The 15344-nt window shown below is 63.9% G+C and carries 18 protein-coding genes; 5 read left to right on the top strand and 13 right to left on the bottom strand.

The genetic code is table 11. From position 1 onward, the window contains the following. Positions 1-73: 73 nt before the first annotated feature. Entirely contained in the window at positions 74-895 is an 822-nt protein-coding gene (locus XH91_RS13195; protein ID WP_128951002.1) for a DUF72 domain-containing protein, read from the top strand. Between the two features lie 9 nt (positions 896-904). Further along, positions 905-1381 carry a DUF488 domain-containing protein gene (locus XH91_RS13190; RefSeq protein ID WP_128951001.1) on the top strand — a complete coding sequence of 159 codons (477 nt, stop codon included), beginning with the start codon at positions 905-907 and terminating at the stop codon, positions 1379-1381. Positions 1382-1466: 85 nt separating this feature from the next. Here XH91_RS13190 and XH91_RS13185 read toward each other — a convergent pair whose 3' ends face one another. The 10 genes from XH91_RS13185 to XH91_RS13140 form a co-directional block, all read right to left on the bottom strand. Further along, the gene (locus XH91_RS13185; RefSeq protein ID WP_128951000.1) at positions 1467-2381 is read right to left on the bottom strand and encodes a PhzF family phenazine biosynthesis protein; all 915 of its coding nucleotides are present in this window, start codon (positions 2379-2381) and stop codon (positions 1467-1469) included. A 121-nt stretch (positions 2382-2502) separates the two neighbouring features. Next, the gene (locus XH91_RS13180) at positions 2503-3396 is read right to left on the bottom strand and encodes an amidohydrolase family protein (protein ID WP_128950999.1); all 894 of its coding nucleotides are present in this window, start codon (positions 3394-3396) and stop codon (positions 2503-2505) included. A gap of 21 nt (positions 3397-3417) precedes the next feature. Beyond that, complete coding sequence (locus XH91_RS13175) at positions 3418-4662, bottom strand: MFS transporter (RefSeq protein ID WP_128950998.1); 1245 nt, start codon at positions 4660-4662, stop codon at positions 3418-3420. 50 nt (positions 4663-4712) lie between these two features. Continuing rightward, positions 4713-5444 carry a GntR family transcriptional regulator gene (locus XH91_RS13170; RefSeq protein ID WP_128950997.1) on the bottom strand — a complete coding sequence of 244 codons (732 nt, stop codon included), beginning with the start codon at positions 5442-5444 and terminating at the stop codon, positions 4713-4715. A gap of 117 nt (positions 5445-5561) precedes the next feature. Beyond that, on the bottom strand, positions 5562-5774 hold the full coding sequence (locus tag XH91_RS13165; RefSeq protein ID WP_128950996.1) for a hypothetical protein: 213 nt from the start codon (positions 5772-5774) through the stop codon (positions 5562-5564). Positions 5775-5891: 117 nt separating this feature from the next. Next, a complete protein-coding gene (locus XH91_RS13160) occupies positions 5892-7193 on the bottom strand; it encodes an adenylate/guanylate cyclase domain-containing protein (RefSeq protein WP_128950995.1) in 1302 nt (433 codons plus the stop codon). A 29-nt stretch (positions 7194-7222) separates the two neighbouring features. Then, positions 7223-8386 (bottom strand): ABC transporter permease, encoded by a 1164-nt coding sequence (locus tag XH91_RS13155; RefSeq protein ID WP_128950994.1) that lies wholly within the window; start codon positions 8384-8386, stop codon positions 7223-7225. Beyond that, positions 8383-9312, bottom strand: coding sequence for an ABC transporter ATP-binding protein (locus tag XH91_RS13150; protein WP_128950993.1), 930 nt, complete (start codon positions 9310-9312; stop codon positions 8383-8385). The genes XH91_RS13155 and XH91_RS13150 overlap by 4 nt, the downstream gene beginning before the upstream one ends. Then, positions 9309-10112, bottom strand: a complete 804-nt coding sequence (locus tag XH91_RS13145) for an HlyD family secretion protein (protein ID WP_128950992.1) — start codon at positions 10110-10112, stop codon at positions 9309-9311. The genes XH91_RS13150 and XH91_RS13145 overlap by 4 nt, the downstream gene beginning before the upstream one ends. Continuing rightward, positions 10109-10792, bottom strand: coding sequence for a TetR/AcrR family transcriptional regulator (locus XH91_RS13140; protein WP_128950991.1), 684 nt, complete (start codon positions 10790-10792; stop codon positions 10109-10111). The genes XH91_RS13145 and XH91_RS13140 overlap by 4 nt, the downstream gene beginning before the upstream one ends. Before the next feature lie 107 nt (positions 10793-10899). Between XH91_RS13140 and XH91_RS13135 the strand changes: the two genes are divergently transcribed. The 3 genes from XH91_RS13135 to XH91_RS13125 are packed head-to-tail and all read left to right on the top strand — an operon-like array spanning position 10900 to position 12134. Then, positions 10900-11235, top strand: a complete 336-nt coding sequence (locus XH91_RS13135) for an ArsR/SmtB family transcription factor (RefSeq protein ID WP_128954829.1) — start codon at positions 10900-10902, stop codon at positions 11233-11235. Further along, entirely contained in the window at positions 11232-11696 is a 465-nt protein-coding gene (locus XH91_RS13130; protein ID WP_128950990.1) for an SRPBCC family protein, read from the top strand. The genes XH91_RS13135 and XH91_RS13130 overlap by 4 nt, the downstream gene beginning before the upstream one ends. A gap of 24 nt (positions 11697-11720) precedes the next feature. Next, a complete protein-coding gene (locus tag XH91_RS13125; RefSeq protein ID WP_128954828.1) occupies positions 11721-12134 on the top strand; it encodes a GFA family protein in 414 nt (137 codons plus the stop codon). Between the two features lie 89 nt (positions 12135-12223). Here the strand turns inward: XH91_RS13125 and XH91_RS13120 are convergent, their stop codons facing one another. From XH91_RS13120 to XH91_RS13110, 3 genes are all read right to left on the bottom strand, one after another. Continuing rightward, positions 12224-13504 carry a family 4 glycosyl hydrolase gene (locus tag XH91_RS13120; protein ID WP_128954827.1) on the bottom strand — a complete coding sequence of 427 codons (1281 nt, stop codon included), beginning with the start codon at positions 13502-13504 and terminating at the stop codon, positions 12224-12226. A gap of 5 nt (positions 13505-13509) precedes the next feature. Then, a complete protein-coding gene (gene adhP, locus XH91_RS13115; RefSeq protein ID WP_128950989.1) occupies positions 13510-14547 on the bottom strand; it encodes an alcohol dehydrogenase AdhP in 1038 nt (345 codons plus the stop codon). 136 nt (positions 14548-14683) lie between these two features. Further along, entirely contained in the window at positions 14684-15094 is a 411-nt protein-coding gene (locus tag XH91_RS13110) for a DUF2000 family protein (protein WP_128950988.1), read from the bottom strand. Positions 15095-15344: the final 250 nt, after the last annotated feature.

Here is a 15344-nt window from a genome sequence, read left to right as displayed (position 1 = left end):
TGCGACAACTGGCCAATCACTTCTGGTTTGAATAGGATGCCGCCATCCCCTTCCCGTCGATGCGAGATCCCCCGTGGCCAAAGCAAAAACCGCGTCCAAAAAATCCGGCAACATCTTCATCGGCATCGGCGGCTGGACCTTCGAGCCCTGGCGCGGCGTGTTCTATCCGGAGAAGCTGACGCAGGCGAAGGAGCTGTCCTACGCTGCCTCGAAGCTGACCTCGATCGAGATCAACGGCACCTATTACGGCTCGCAGAAGCCCGAGAGCTTCCGCAAATGGGCGAGCGAAGTGCCTGAGGGATTTGTGTTCTCGGTGAAGGGACCGCGCTTTGCCACCAACAGGCGCGTGCTGGCCGAGGCCGGCGATTCCATCAAGCGCTTCTACGATTCCGGCGTGCTGGAACTCGGCGACCATCTTGGACCGGCGCTGTGGCAGTTCGCGCCGACCAAGAAATTCGACGGCGCCGATTTCGGCAAGTTCCTGGAGCTGCTGCCGCGCAAGCTCGACGGTCGCGCGCTGCGCCACGTGGTGGAGGTGCGGCACGACAGTTTCTGCACGCCTGAGTTCATCGCACTGATCCGCGAGTTCGAGACGCCGGTCGTGTTCGCCGAGCACGGCAAATATCCCGCGATTGCCGATGTCGCCGGCGATTTCGTCTATGCCCGACTGCAGAAGGGCAATGACGAGATCAAGACCTGCTATCCGCCGAAGCAACTCGACGCCTGGGCCGAGCGCTTTCAGGCCTGGGCCGACGGAAGTGAACCCGACGACCTGCCGAAGGTTGACAAGACCAAGCCGAAGAAGGAACCGCGCGACGTGTTCGCCTATGTCATTCACGAGGGCAAGGTGCGCGCACCGCACGGCGCCATGGAACTGATCGCGCGGGTAAGCTGAGGAGAGCGGATGGCCAAGGCGAAGAAGCTCTTCACCATCGGCTACGAGCAGACGCCGCCCAAGGCCGTGCTCGACGAACTGGAGCAGGCCGGCGTCAAGCTCGTGGTCGACGTGCGCGCGGTGACGTCGTCACGGCGGCCGGGCTTCTCCAAGAAGCAGCTGGCCGCTGGTCTCGACGACCGCGGCATCTCTTATGTCCATCTCGCCGCGCTGGGCACGCCGAAGGAAGGCCGCCTCGCCGCGCGCAGCGGCCAGTACGACGTGCTGGAGAAGATTTTCTCGAAGCACCTGAAGACGCCGGAGGCCAGGGAGCAGATGGACGAACTCTCGGCGCTCGTGAAGAAGGCCGGCCCGGTCTGCCTGCTCTGCTATGAGCGCGACCACACCCATTGCCACCGCCGGATGATCGCGGAGATCATCGAGGAGCGCGATGGCGCGGCGGTGAAGAATTTGGCTCCTTCAATTGTCATTCCGGGACGCGCGTAGCGCGAGCCCGGAATCCATCGAGCCGCAGAGTTGGTGGATGAATGGATTCCGGGTTCGCGACTGCGTCGCGCCCCGGAATGACGGCCTACCCCTCCCCCGCCAGCCTGAACGTCCCCTCCATCATCTTCACACAGGCCCCGCCGACATGCGCTGACACGATCTTGCCGTCTCGCTTGACGACGCGGGTCTGGAGGATGCTGGGCCGGCCCATGTCAAAGCCCTGGCCGACCGTGAGCTTCAACTCACCATCCCTGACAGGATCGAGATCGGCGAACAGCGCAGCGGCGGCGACGCTGGCGCTGCCTGTGGCGGGATCTTCGGCGAGACCGCCAGCACCGCGCATGAACATGCGCGCCTGCCGTTCGCTCGGCGCCTCCGACGCCGGCACCTCGCGCGTGTAGAACCACACCGAGCGGGCGTCGTCGCGAGGCAGGACCCTGCCGAACGCGGCTGCGTCGGGCCTCGCGCGTTTGAGCGCATCACGCGAATGCACCTCCGCCACAAGGAACGGCGTTCCGACGCCGACGACTTGCGGCGCATGATGATCGGTCCTGATGTCATCAACCGTCAACGAGATGCAGGCCGCAACGTCAGCGGCCGGGACTTCCGCCAGTCGCGACAGTGGCTGCGGCGCGGTGAGCTCGGTACTGACGATCCTTCCCTGCTCGCGAACGATGTCGACCGGCACGAGGCCCGCCATCTCTTCGAACACAAGGCGCGGCTTCGGCTCTTTCGCAAGACTCGCCAGCACGAAGGAGGTGCCGACATTGGGATGACCGGCGAACGGCATCTCCCTCACCGGCGTGAAGATGCGCACCTCGGCGTCATTGGCCTTGTCGCGCGGCGGCAGCACGAAAGTCGTCTCGGAATAGTTGAACTCGGTCGCGATCGCCTGCATCTGTTGCGTCGAGAGCCCGTCGGCATCCAGAACCACGGCGAGCTGGTTGCCGCCGAAGGCGCGGTCGGTGAACACGTCGACGGTGATGTAGCGGCGCTGCATGGCTCAAGTCCTCACGCAAATGGCGGCCGTAAGCCGGCCGCCCGCGCAGCACTCTACAAGCCCAAAACATAGCCCGTCATGCCCCAAAATTGAGTGCAATCGGAGCAATCGCGCGCGCGTGTCAAAAGCGAAAGAGCGCCCGCGGCGAGGACAGCACCTGCGCGCGTTCGCGCTCGTCGGCGATCAGCGTGTCGAGGAATTGCCGGTTCTTCGCATAAGTCTGTGTCGCCTCGAACTGCGTGTGCGGCCAGTCGCTGCCCCACAGCAAACGGTCGAGGCCGTACGCGTTACGAAGCAGCGGATAAGCCTCCTTCGCAAAGCTCTCGCCCGCCGCACCGTACCGGTATGGCGCGGAGATTTTGATCCAGACGTTCTTCGTCGCCCCGAGCTTCAACACGGATTGAAAGCCGGGATCGACGACGCCGAGCTTGGGATCCGGCAGCGCGTAGTGATCGAGCACGACGGTGACGCCGAGATCGAGCAGAAGCGGGGCGAGCACGGCAAGATCGGACGCGTTGCGCTGGATCTCGACCTGCCAACCCATCGCCTTCACGTTGGCGAGCAATCTTTTCCATTCGTTTCCCGCAAGGTCAGGCAACGGCTGGCCGACGAGATTGAGGCGAATGCCGACCACACCGGCGCGATCGAGTTCGCCAAGCTCGTCGGCAGAGACGGCGGGATCGACGACGGCGATACCGCGCAGGCGGCCATTGGTCTGCTTGAGGCAATCGACGAGGTAGGAATTGTCGGTGCCGAGGAAGCTCGGCTGCACCAGCACGCCATTGCTCATGCCGGTATGATCGAGCTGCTCCAGATACAGCGACAGCGGCGCATCGTAATCGGGCGCGTAGCGCCGGCCCGGCGCGAGCTTCAATCCGCGATGGAAGACATGGGCGTGGGTGTCGATCACAGGCAAGGCCGCCTCACTCCTGGCCGTGGTCGCGACCGCTGCGGCGAGCGATGCGAGAGCCGCACCAAACTGGCGGCGCGTCAGGCCGCGTTGGCATCTCGTCATGGTCGTTGTTCCCCATTCCCGTCAAGCGCGCGCGGCTGCAGCCTGCTCGAACACCTTGCCGCGGGTTTCGGGCAGCAGCAGTACCGCGATCAGCACCAGCGCATAAGCAAACGCCGCATCGACGCCGATCGCCGGTCCAAGGCCGATGCGATCACTGAGAAAGCCGACCAGGAAGGGAAAGGCAGCGGAGACGACGCGGCCGAAATTGTAGCAGAAACCGACGCCGGTGCCGCGCACGCCGGCCGGATAGAGCTCACTGAACAACGCGGCCATGCTGGCTGGAATGCCGGCCGAGAAAAAGCCGAGCGGAAAGCCGAGCACCAGCATCTGGCCGTTGGTCAGCGGCGCGAAGATATAGACGAGCACGGTGATGATGCAGGCGCCGGCGAAGAACGCGACATTGGCGCGGCGGCCGATCCGGTCGCTGATGATGCCGCTGGCGACACAGCCGCAGAAGAAAGCGATAATGATCACGGCGAGATAGAAGCTGGAGCCGAGCACCGACAAATGCCTGACCTCGCGCAGGTATGTCGGCAGGAACGTCGTCAAGGCGGCATAGCCACCATGGGCGCCGACGCCGAACAGACCGCCGACCAGGGTCGAGCGCAGCACGTCGCGATGAAAGATGCCCGACAGCGTCGCGAGGAACGGCGCCTCTGCGTCCTTCGCGATGGCGCGCGGCGGCTCCTTCAGCCCACGGCGGATGAAGATGATGAGCAGCGCCGGCAATAAGCCGATCGCAAACAGGATGCGCCAGGCGATATCCGCCGGTGCAGAGGTGAAGACCAGCGCGGACAGCAGCACGGCCGCGCCCCAACCGACGGCCCAGGCGCTCTGCACGGTGCCAAGCGCCTTGCCGCGGTGCTCGGGGCGGATGATCTCGGCCATCAGCACCGCCCCGCAGGCCCATTCGGCGCCGAAGCCGAGGCCCTGGATCGCCTTGAGCACCAGGAGCTGGGTGTAGCTCATCGCGAATGCACTGGCGAAGGTCGCAAGCGCAAAGGTCGCGACCGTGATCTGGAGCGCCTTGACGCGACCGAAGCGATCGCCGAGCGCGCCGCCGAGCCAGCCGCCGAACGCGCCGAAGAACAGCGTGACCGAACCGAGCAGGCCGGCATCGGCCTTGCTGATGTGGAAGGCCGCGATCAGCGCAGGGATCGCGAGGCCAAACATCTGGACATCGAGCGCATCCAGCGCCCAGCCGCCAAAGCTTGCCCAGAAGGTGCGCCGCTCCAGCGGCGAGCTTTCACTGTACCAGTTCGACATGTTCCCTACCCCTGTACGCGTTTGTTGCTTGATGTTGTTGAATTCGGCCGTCACCGGATCTCGGCGTGGTAGCGGAAGCGATCCGCCGGCCCGCGCGAGCGGCGCCATTCGATCGGCCGCCGCTCCAGATCGAGGGCGAGGCGCTCGATCACGATCAACGGTGCGTGGCTCTCGAGTCTGAGCAGCCGGGCCTGCATCTCGTTGGCCGTCTCGACCGTGAGAATTTCCTCGGCCGAGACCACGACCTCGCCGCAGCGCTCCTCGTAGAGCGGATACAAGAGATCGCCGAATTCGGCGGTGTCGATGGCGAGGATCTTTGCAAAACGCGATTGCTGGAGCCAGATCTCCTCGGCGAGCAGCGGCACATCGTCGATCAGCCGCAGGCGCGACAGGCTGATCACGGGCTCACCGACCGGAATGCGCAGCGCGGAAGCGACCGCCGTCGTCGCCGGCACGCTCTTCCGCCTGAGGATGCGGCTCTTCGGCACGCGCCGCTCTCCGCTCTCGGACTGGAAGCGGAAGAAGCGGAACAGCGAGGAGTTGAAGCGCGCCCGGCGCACGAAAGTGCCACGGCCTTGCTGGCGCTCCAGCACGGCATCCGCGACGAGCTGGTCAATCGCCTTGCGCACGGTGCCGATGGCGACCCCGTAATGTGCGCCAAGCTCGGCTTCCGATGGGATCGGCTCGCCCGGCCGCCATTCATTGCTGACGATCCGCGCGGCGAGGTCATCGCGCAGGCGCTGGTAGCGGGGCAGACGGTCGTCGCGTGGCGCTGAATTCATCTAGTCATATAGATGACTAGATGAGGAGCGAGTCAAGAACTACCATAATACCGGAAACGGCAGGGCACGAAGCCGGGCTGGAGGCACAGGCCAGTCCGGCTTCGCCCGTGTCGATCGTTAGTTCGTGGTCCAGTTCATCGTCTTGGGCATGCAAGGCGGCTCCTTGTAAGGAGCCGTCGCATAGGCGCCCACGGCCGGCGCCCTGACGCAATCCGCCGTTGCATGCGCAACACCGCGCCGGGCGGGGGCGGCATCGCGGGCGGAAGCGGCCTCGATTTGGTAAACGGCTGCGGCAATCAAGGCGGCCGAGACAACGCTCAATCGGATCATGGATCTTCTCCGCGTAGCAAATGGGAGGTCGAAACAATTTCGACGTCCTGAGTGCAAGAGCGGAGCACAGCCGAGGATATTTCAGCGCGCGCCTTCAAAGAAACGCGAGCAGTCCCCTCACCCCAATTGAAACACTGCGACCGGCTGCTCGTAACCGCGCACCGTGACTTCGCCGAGCGCGACTGCATCCTCGCCGTCGTCGCCGAGCGCCTCGCGCACGGATGCGGAGATCAGGAGCTGCGAGCCGAACTCCTTGTTGAGCGCCTCGAGCCGCGATGCAAAGTTCACGGTGTCGCCGATCACGGTGTATTCCTTGCGCCGGGGCGAGCCGATATTGCCGGCGACGACCTCGCCGAAATGGATGCCGATCCCGATCCGCAGCGGCCAGCTCGTCTGCGCATTGATGTGATCCATCGCGGTCAGCATGTCGCGGCCAGCGGCGACCGCACGATGCGCGGCATCGGACGCCTCCAGCGGCGCGCCGAACAGCGCGAGAAATCCGTCGCCCAGAAACTTGTTCACGATACCGCCATGGCGATCGAGAATATCGACCAGCACCGCGAAGGCGCCGTCGAGCCGGTCGACGACCTCTTGCGGGGTGCGCGACTGCGCGCCGGCGGTAAAGCCGCGGAAATCGACGAACATCACGGCGACACGCCTGATATCGCCGGCGGCACTGGTGCCCTCCGCCATCAGCCGCTCGACCACCTGCGGCGAGACGTGCTGGCCGAACAGATTGGTCACCCGGTCGCGCGCGGTCGCCGCAGCGATGCTCGCGGCGAATTGCCGCCGCAGCTGCGCACCGACCGAGCCTGCCAGCACGCCACAGACCAGGATCACTAGGCTGCGCACGGCGTGGAAATAGATCAGGGGTTCGCCGGTATCGCTGGCCGGATTGAAGTACAGCGCGACCGTCAGGAGCTCGGCGGCGGCGACAAATCCCGTGAAGGTGGACAGCCAGAAATCGAGCCGCAGCGTCGAAAGAATGACGAAGATGAAATAGACCATCGGCAAGACGAAACCGAGCGCCTGGCTGGCGCCCATGCTGCGGATCTGCAGGATCAGGATCAGCGTCGGGAGCGACGTCTCGATGAAGGCGCCGATATAGCGCCTGACCACCGGCAGGTCGCGATCAAGCTTGAGGTTTCGCCTGATCTGGCTGTGGACCCAGACCTCGAACAGCAGGAAGCCTGCCACAATCACGTATTCGCGGACCATCCCCTCGGTCCCGCGCCAGATCCGGTTCGAGATGGCAGGATCGATCACGAAGGTGGCCGTGAGCAAGACCATCATGACGAGGCCCGTGGCGATCAGCGCCTTCACCCGCAGCAATTCCGTGCGCAGCACTTCGCGCGTCAGCTCGCGCTCGAACTCCTCCGACAAGACGGCCCTTTGCCGCGCCCTCAAAAAGCTGACCATTCCATCCCCCGATTCCGGGGCAGTCTGCCTCAATCCAGCGTGCGGCGGAAGCGCGTCACGGCGATGGTCATGGCGACCAGCATCAGGGCCGCCAACGCCAGGGTATCGAAGCGCAGATTCGGCATGGTGGCGCCCTTCAGCATGATGGCGCGGACGATGCGAATGTAGTGCGTCAGCGGCAGGCATTCACCGACATATTGCGCCCAGGCCGGCATGCCCGCGAACGGGAACATGAAGCCGGACAAGAGAATGCTCGGCAGGAAGAACATGAACGACATCTGTATCGCCTGCAGCTGGTTCTGCGCGATGGTGGAGAATGTGTAGCCGATCGCGAGGTTTGCAGCGATGAAAAGGGTCGAGAGGGCCGCGAGCAGGAGCAGATTGCCGAGCACCGGCACGCCGAACAGGAACACTCCGATATTGACGATCAGGAAAGCCTGGATGAAGCCGACCAGGATATAGGGCACGATCTTGCCGATCATCACCTCGACCGGCTTGATCGGCATCGACAGCAGGCTCTCCATGGTGCCGCGCTCGATCTCGCGCGTCACCGACAGCGCCGTGAAGATCAGCATCGTCATGGTGAGGATGGTGCCGACCAGTCCCGGCACGATGTTGAGCCGCGATTCCGCCGCCGGATTGTAGCGCGCATGCGCGCGGATCTCGAACGGCAGTGCGGGGGGATCGCCGATGTAGAGATCGTGCGCGAGCGCGGTCTGCACGATCATGCCGAGCGAGCCGAGTGCGGAGCTTGCGGCGACCGGATCGGTCGCGTCGGCTGCGACCAGCAGCGCCGGCTTGTCGCCGCGCCGCACCGCGCGCTCGAAGCCACGCGGGATCTCGACCCCGAACAGCACCTTGCCGGACTTCAGCAGATTGTCGAACTCGTCAACGTCGTGCACCTCGTAGATGAAACGGAAATAGGCGGTATTCTCCAGCGCCTTCAGGACCGAACGAGCGAGATCAGAGTCCTCCTGCAGCAGCACCGCGCTCGGCAGATGGTGCGGCGTGGTGTTGATGGCATAACCGAACAGGAGAAGCTGCATCACCGGAATCGCCACGATCATCGCGAACGAGACGCGGTCGCGCCGAAGCTGAATGAACTCCTTGGCCATCATGGCGTAGGAGCGCCGCCAGAAGCCGAAGCGGTCGCGGATCTCCCCCATGGGGCCGGATGCCCGGATCGTACTCATCGGAAATTGTCCTTGGAGCGGCCCATCAGCTCGATGAAGACGTCTTCCAGCGATGGCGCAGATTTCTGCCAGTGCAGCTCGCTCTTCTGCCGCCACGGCGCGATGCTGGCTTCGAGGGCCGCAACGTCGCGGCCCGAGACGTGCAGCGAGGTGCCGAACGGCGCCACCATGTCGACACCGGGCTTGCCGGCGAGATCGGCCGCAAGACCGCCCAACTCGCCGGTGACCGTGTAGGTGGTCAGCGCGGATTTTGCGATCACCTCCTCCACCGTGCCGTGCGCCAGGAGATGGCCATAGGCGATATACGCGATCTCGTGACAGCGTTCGGCCTCGTCCATGTAGTGGGTCGAGACCAGCACGGTGAGACCATCGGCGGCGAGCGCATGGATCTCGTTCCAGAAATCGCGCCGCGCCTTGGGATCGACGCCCGCGGTCGGCTCATCCAGAAGCAACAGTTTTGGATTGGGCAGCGTGCAGGCGCCCAACGCCAGGCGCTGCTTCCAGCCGCCTGAGAGCTCGCCGGCGAGCTGCTCCTCGCGGCCCGAGAGCCCGAGCCGCTTGATCATGTCGCGCGCGGCACCCCGTGCGTCGGCGAGGCCATAGAGCCGCGCGACGAATTCGAGATTCTCGCGCACCGAGAGATCCTGGTACAGGCTGAAGCGCTGCGTCATGTAGCCGACCTGGCGCTTGATCTTCTCGGCGTCCTTCAGGATGTCGTAGCCGAGGCAGGTGCCCTCGCCGCTGTCGGGCGTCAGCAGGCCGCAGAGGATACGGATGGTCGTGGTCTTGCCCGAGCCGTTGGGCCCGAGGAAGCCGTAGATCGAGCCGCGCTTCACCTGCATCGACAGCTCGTGCACGACCTCACGCCCCCCGAACGATTTGGTCAGGCCCTTAACGTCGATCGCGATCTCGTTCGCACCGTTCATCGCTTGTCCGCCACCGGAGTCTTGTTTTCAGCAGTCTTGGGGGTGAGATAGACGTCGATCGGCTGTCCCACCCGCAAGGCATCGGGCCGCGACGGCCGCGCCTGGATCAGGTAGACGAGCTTGTTGCGCTCCTCGAGGCTGTAGATCACGGGCGGGGTGTATTCGGCCGAGGTCGCGATGAAGTAGATCTTGGCGGTGAGATCGGCCGCGCAATTGTCGCAGGCGACCCGCACCTCATCGCCGATCGACAGCTTCGGCAACTCCGTTTCCGGTACGAAGAAGCGCAGCTTCATGTTGCCGGGCGGCATGATCGAGAGCACCGGCCGTTGCGCCGCGACCATCTCGCCCTCGCGGAAATAGATCTGCTGGATGGTGCCGGCAACCGGCGCAAAGCCCTTGCGCCGCGCCAGCCGCGTCTCCGACGTCACCACCCGCGCCTGCGCGACCCGTAGGTCCGAGACAGCGGAATCCAGCGTGGCTTGGGTACCGGAGCCGGTCTTGCGCAACGACTCCGCGCGATCGAACACCTGCTGCGCATTGGCCAGCGTCGCCTTGGTCTGGTTGAGATCGGCCAGCTGAAGATCGTCGTCGACGGAATAGAGGGGATCGCCGACCTTCACCACGTCGCCTTCGCGGATATCGAGCCTGGTCACCCGCCCGGCCTCGTCCGGGCTGACAAAGATCATGTCGGCCTCGACCCAGCCCTGGAAACCGGGATCGCGCTTCTCCTTGCAGCCGGCAAGCCCGGTTGCGAGCAGGCCAGCCAATGCGATTGCAAGAATTCTTTGCGACGACGTCATGTCGTCCTCCGTTCGCCAAAGATCAAATCGAGATGGACGCGCAGCATGTCCTGCGCATCGAGCGGCGAGTGCCGCGCAAACAGGCTCTGCCAGATCACCGCGATCAGCGCCGGCGCGATCAGGATCTGCGGATAGCGCGCAAGGTTTGTCTGGTGGATCTCGCCGCGGGCAATGCCGAGCTCGATCAGCGCGCGCATGCCGGCCATCCCGCGCGACACCACCTCGCGATAATAGAAGTCGGCCACCGCCGGAAAGCGCGGCCCTTCCGCCACGATCAGGCGGACGAGATCGCCGCGCCGCGTGCCGATCACCTCTTTGAGAAAGTTGCCGGCAAAGGTTTCGATGAGATCGCGGACCGAGCCCGTCGGCGGCGGCAGCGCATTCAGCTTCGCCACCACTGGTACGATCACGGTGCGCACCAGCTCCTCGAACATCGATTCCTTGTCCTTGAAGTGCAGGTAGATCGTGCCCTTTGCGACGCCGGCGCGCCTGGCGATGTCGTCGAGCCGCGTTGCGGCAAAGCCGCGCGTGATGAACTCCTCCATCGCCGCAGCGACGATCGCATCGCGCCGCTCCGCCGCGCGGGTCGCGCGGTTGGACACCGGCGCGGCGCCTTCGCCAGCTTCGGGCTTGTGACTTGCTGCTCCGGCCGTAGCCGTTCTGGTGGGCTTCTTCGTCATGCTATTTATATGACTGACTGGTCAGTCATAGTCAATAGCGGCCTCGCCCGCTGCCGCGTGGACAAATTAGTATTGACTAATGCATTAGCAATTGCTAATTGATCGACATGATCGAAACCGCCACCAATCCCGTCACCGCCGTCATGCGCGCCCTCGCCGATCCGACCCGGCGCGCGGTGTTCGAGCGCGTGTTCGACAGCAAGGAAATCAGCGTCGCCGACCTGACGCGCGGCAGCGGCGTGACGCAGGGCGCGATCTCGCAACATTTGAAATCGTTGAAGCAGGCGGGCCTCGTCGCCGAACGCGCCGAGGGCCGCAACGTCTATTACCGCGCCGCGCCGCAAGGACTCGAACCGCTGGTCACCTGGATGGATCATTACGGTGTCTTCTGGCGCGAGCGCTTCCAGAATCTGCGTGACCTCTTGAAGGAGATCGACCCGTGAGTGCAGCCGCGCTGAAAGCCGAAACCAAAGATATCGTGATGGACGAGGTGCTCCCTCACGCGCCGGAGACGGTCTGGAGAGTGCTGACCTCTGCCCAGTTGATCGCGCGCTGGCTGATGCCGCCGACCGGCTTCGAGGCTGTCGAAGGCAACATTTTCACCTACCAGACCAAGCCGGGCGGTCACTGGGACGGCGTCATCCATTGTCGCGTTCTGGAAGTCGTTCCGAACAGGCGGCTCGTCTACGCATGGAAAGGCGGCGATGAGCGCAACGTTGGTTACGGCGCACCACTCGACACTGTTGTGACCTGGTCCCTCACCCCGGTCGAAGCCGGCACGCGCATTCAGCTGATCCATGCGGGCTTCGTCATGCCGAGCAACGACAGTGCCTACACCGTCATGAGTGGCGGATGGAAGAAGGTTATCAGGCAGCTCGACGAAATCAGCGGCGAAGACGAGTAACGAAACCGTCTTGGAGTGATCATGATGACCAAGCCCTTTACCGGCGGCTGCGCCTGCGGTGCGATCCGCTATGCCATTGTCGGCGAGCCCCTGTTCTCCAATCATTGCCAGTGCAGGGACTGCCAGCGCGAAAGCGGCACCGGCCACGGCTCCTACGCCACCTTCCCGCGCGCCGGCGTCACGGTGACGGGCAAAGCCCGGACATGGGACATGACCGGCGACAGCGGCAACGTGAAAACGCGCGCCTTCTGCCCCGAATGCGGCGTCGCCGTTTACATGACCTTCAAGGCCATGCCGGACATCTTCACCATCCGCGCCGCGAGCCTCGACGAGCCCGCCCGCTACAAGCCGCAAGCGATCACCTATGCCGTGCGCGCGTACGATTGGGATCCTCTCGATTCCGGCCTGACCAAGTTCGAGAGAATGCCGCCGACGTGAGGCGCGATGCGCGAAGGCTTTCCGCAGAGAACTGCCTGCCTGGCAGAGCTCGGGCCTCGGCGCAAAATATACTGATCGTGTCCCGTGACTCAAATGCAGGCTCGAATGTAAGGCCGGTTGATCTCCCACAGCTCGTCGAGCAGGCCGCGCGCGGCCTCCTCGGAATGAACAACGGGATCGAGCAGCAGCGCCTGCATCGCCATCTCCTTCGAGGCGTGCATCGCCGCGTCCACGGCCATCTGCTGCACTTGAACCTGGGCCGTCATCAACTTAGCCACACCGTCCGGCAGCGGGCCGAGCGAAACGGGATGGATGCCCGCAATATCGGCCACCACCGGCACCTCGACCGCGGCATCGGCCGGCAGATTCGCGATCACCTTTCGATTGTGGATGACGGCGGACTCGATGAGCTGCTTGCGGTTGTGAAGCATGGAGGTGATGATGCTGACCGCGCGCTCGCCCGATGGCATCGACCACCAGTCCGGCATCTCAGCCCGGCCCGCGAGCACGTCGTCTATCAGTAGCGTCAGCTTGGCGCGTTCACTCTCGTCCCAATCGAAATTGTAGCCGCGCTCCCCGGCCTCCCAACCGAATGAGAGATATTCGCCGACATGGGCATCGCCGCAGCCGAGCCAATAGCCAAAGGCGTGCAGCAATTGGCGCGTCAGAGGTGAGAAGGCAGGATCGAAATCCCTCTCTTTCTTGCATAGCAACGGATAGAGATCCTCGCCCGTTTCGCGATCCCGAATGTCGGTCAGGCATTGGAAGTGATTGAGGCCTGCACCCCACACATCGACCTGTTCTTTTGGCATTCCCAGAATTCGGGCCACATTGTCGTGGGCAAGAAAAATCCCGTGGCAAAGGCCGAGGCTCCGTATCCTGCTGTACCGCCCCAGCGCCAGGATGATGCGGCTTTCCGGATTGGAGAAGTTGATGAAAGTCGCGCGCGGGCAGCGTCGCTCCATCTCGCGCACGAACTCGAAGACCACCGGCAGAGTGCGCATCGTGAAGAACAGGGCTCCCGGGCCGCCGTTCTCGCCCAACGTATGACGGATGCCGAATTTGCGCGGAATTTCGAAATCGAGCCGCCACAACCGATTGCGATCGATAGCGGTCGAATGTAAGACGAATTCAGCGCCGTCGAGGGCCGCATGCCAATCCGTCGTCGCCTCGATCGCAAAACCGGCGCCGGACCTCTCGTTGAGCAGTTTCGCGAGCCGCGTCGACCGGCCAAGCCGGTCGACGTTTCGGCCGACCAGCACCAGCGTGGAACCCCCCAAATCGTGGGTCGAGAACAGGTCCCGGAACATGCTCATCCCAAAGGATGCGCTGCTAGCGCCGAGGAATACGATCTTCGTTGCCCGGGCCATGTTGCTCATCGCGCAGATTGACCAAAGTCGAGCACCATGCGGCCGTCGATCTTGCCGGCCTTCATCCGTTCGAACACGTCGTTGATTTGCGCAAGCGGCACTTTCGTCACCTCGGCTTTCACCTTGCCCTCCGCAGCGAACGCAATGGCCTCGTCGAGATCCCTGCGGGTGCCGACGATGGAGCCGCGCACGGTGATGCGCTTGAGCACGACATCGAAGATCGGCGTCGGGAATTCGCCCGGCGGCAGGCCGACGAGGCTGACGGTGCCCTTCCGCCGCACCATCTTCAGCGCCTGGGCAAACGCCGATGTCGACACGGCCGTGACCAGCACGCCGTGAGCCCCTCCTCCGGTCGCCGTCAGCACCTTGTCCACGGCGTCTTTCGCGAGCGCGTTGACGGCGAGATCAGCACCGGTCTCGCGCGCGAGCTTGAGCTTGTCTTCGGCGATATCGATGGCCGCGACCTTCAACCCCATCGCCTTGGCGTACTGGATCGCGACATGGCCGAGTCCGCCGACGCCCGAGATCGCAACCCACTCGCCCGGCCGCGCATCCGTCTCCTTCAATCCCTTATAGGTGGTGACGCCGGCGCAGAGGATCGGCGCAACCGCCGCAGAATCGACCGTTGCCGGCAGCTTTGCCGCGAAGGCCGCTGATGCGATGACATATTCGGCAAAGCCGCCGTTCACGCTATAGCCGGTGTTGTGCTGGTGCTCGCACAGCGTCTCCCAGCCGGTCTCGCAATATTCGCAACTCATGCAGGCATCGTGCAGCCACGCGACGCCGACAGCATCGCCGACCTTCAGATTTCTGACACCGGGTCCGAGTGCCGCGACGATGCCGGCAGCTTCATGGCCGGGAATGAACGGTGGAACGGGCTTCACGGGCCAATCGCCGGAGGCGGCGTGCAGATCGGTGTGGCAGACGCCGCAGGCCTTTACCTTGACCAGGACTTCACCGGGACCCGGCTGCGGCACCGGCACATCCTCGATCACCAGCGGCTTGCCGAATTGTTTGACAACGGCGGCTTTCATGGTCGGCATCAGTCTGCTCCATTGCATTGCGCGAGCAGACTAGCGAGGCCGCACAGCTCTCCCTTGATTGGAGTCAAACGTCGCAAGTTTATTGGTCGCGCGGCAGCGCAGAGCGCGCCTGGCGCAGCGCAGGGCGCGCGCGGCGTCAGCTATGGAACTTCAATCCATCGACGATCTTGTCGATCACCTTCCGCTCGGCGCGCATCGCGAGGCCGACGAGATTGAGATCGCCGCGCGCGACCGCCTTCACGGCTTCGCGATTGGCGGCGTCATGCGTGGTCTTGAACATGTCCTCGGTATAGACCGCCGGCGTGACGTTGCGCGTGAGGGCGCGATCGAGCGCGCGCGACAGCGCCGGACCATCGGCACCATAGATCAGGATCGGCTGGCCGATCAGCGCAAGATATTTCGTGGACGACGCGTCCTCATAGGCCTCGCCGATGCACTCCGGAAAGGCAGCGGCGACGCCGCTCGTCAGGAATGACGCAACATTGAGCTTCTGCCAGGCTTGGAGGTCGTTGCGAATGACAACGGCAATCTTGGTATCGAACTGCATGAACTCTCCCGCGCGCATCCAAGCGTCTGGCAAGCGTCTGGAAAGAAAAGAAAATTCCGAGCGCTGCGACTGATGATGAAATGTAACGCGGATTCTCCCAACGATCACAGCGCAGAAATTTCAATGCGGGATGCAATCGCCTGCGCTTCTCTCCGCACACCAACTCGGATATACATCGAGGCCTGTCACTGAACTGTCATAAAGCTGCGAATGTCCGAAATCGACGCCATCAAGCGAGCCCTCGAACCGG

Origin of the sequence: Bradyrhizobium guangzhouense, from assembly GCF_004114955.1 — a bacterium.
In the GTDB taxonomy this organism is placed as follows: domain Bacteria; phylum Pseudomonadota; class Alphaproteobacteria; order Rhizobiales; family Xanthobacteraceae; genus Bradyrhizobium; species Bradyrhizobium guangzhouense.
The sequence above is the reverse complement of the archived record's forward strand: the minus strand, read 5'-3'. Positions and strand labels throughout refer to the sequence as shown.

Coding starts and splice junctions, on each gene's coding strand:
- XH91_RS13160 (WP_128950995.1), bottom strand. CDS start 7,193: ATGGTCAGCTTTTTGAGGGCGCGGCAAAGGGCCGTCTTGTCGGAGGAG.
- XH91_RS13145 (WP_128950992.1), bottom strand. CDS start 10,112: ATGACGTCGTCGCAAAGAATTCTTGCAATCGCATTGGCTGGCCTGCTC.
- XH91_RS13185 (WP_128951000.1), bottom strand. CDS start 2,381: ATGCAGCGCCGCTACATCACCGTCGACGTGTTCACCGACCGCGCCTTC.
- XH91_RS13170 (WP_128950997.1), bottom strand. CDS start 5,444: ATGAATTCAGCGCCACGCGACGACCGTCTGCCCCGCTACCAGCGCCTG.
- XH91_RS13190 (WP_128951001.1), top strand. CDS start 905: ATGGCCAAGGCGAAGAAGCTCTTCACCATCGGCTACGAGCAGACGCCG.
- XH91_RS13155 (WP_128950994.1), bottom strand. CDS start 8,386: ATGAGTACGATCCGGGCATCCGGCCCCATGGGGGAGATCCGCGACCGC.
- XH91_RS13175 (WP_128950998.1), bottom strand. CDS start 4,662: ATGTCGAACTGGTACAGTGAAAGCTCGCCGCTGGAGCGGCGCACCTTC.
- XH91_RS13140 (WP_128950991.1), bottom strand. CDS start 10,792: ATGACGAAGAAGCCCACCAGAACGGCTACGGCCGGAGCAGCAAGTCAC.
- XH91_RS13125 (WP_128954828.1), top strand. CDS start 11,721: ATGACCAAGCCCTTTACCGGCGGCTGCGCCTGCGGTGCGATCCGCTAT.
- XH91_RS13150 (WP_128950993.1), bottom strand. CDS start 9,312: ATGAACGGTGCGAACGAGATCGCGATCGACGTTAAGGGCCTGACCAAA.
- XH91_RS13120 (WP_128954827.1), bottom strand. CDS start 13,504: ATGGCCCGGGCAACGAAGATCGTATTCCTCGGCGCTAGCAGCGCATCC.
- XH91_RS13165 (WP_128950996.1), bottom strand. CDS start 5,774: ATGATCCGATTGAGCGTTGTCTCGGCCGCCTTGATTGCCGCAGCCGTT.
- XH91_RS13110 (WP_128950988.1), bottom strand. CDS start 15,094: ATGCAGTTCGATACCAAGATTGCCGTTGTCATTCGCAACGACCTCCAA.
- XH91_RS13180 (WP_128950999.1), bottom strand. CDS start 3,396: ATGACGAGATGCCAACGCGGCCTGACGCGCCGCCAGTTTGGTGCGGCT.
- XH91_RS13135 (WP_128954829.1), top strand. CDS start 10,900: ATGATCGAAACCGCCACCAATCCCGTCACCGCCGTCATGCGCGCCCTC.
- adhP (WP_128950989.1), bottom strand. CDS start 14,547: ATGCCGACCATGAAAGCCGCCGTTGTCAAACAATTCGGCAAGCCGCTG.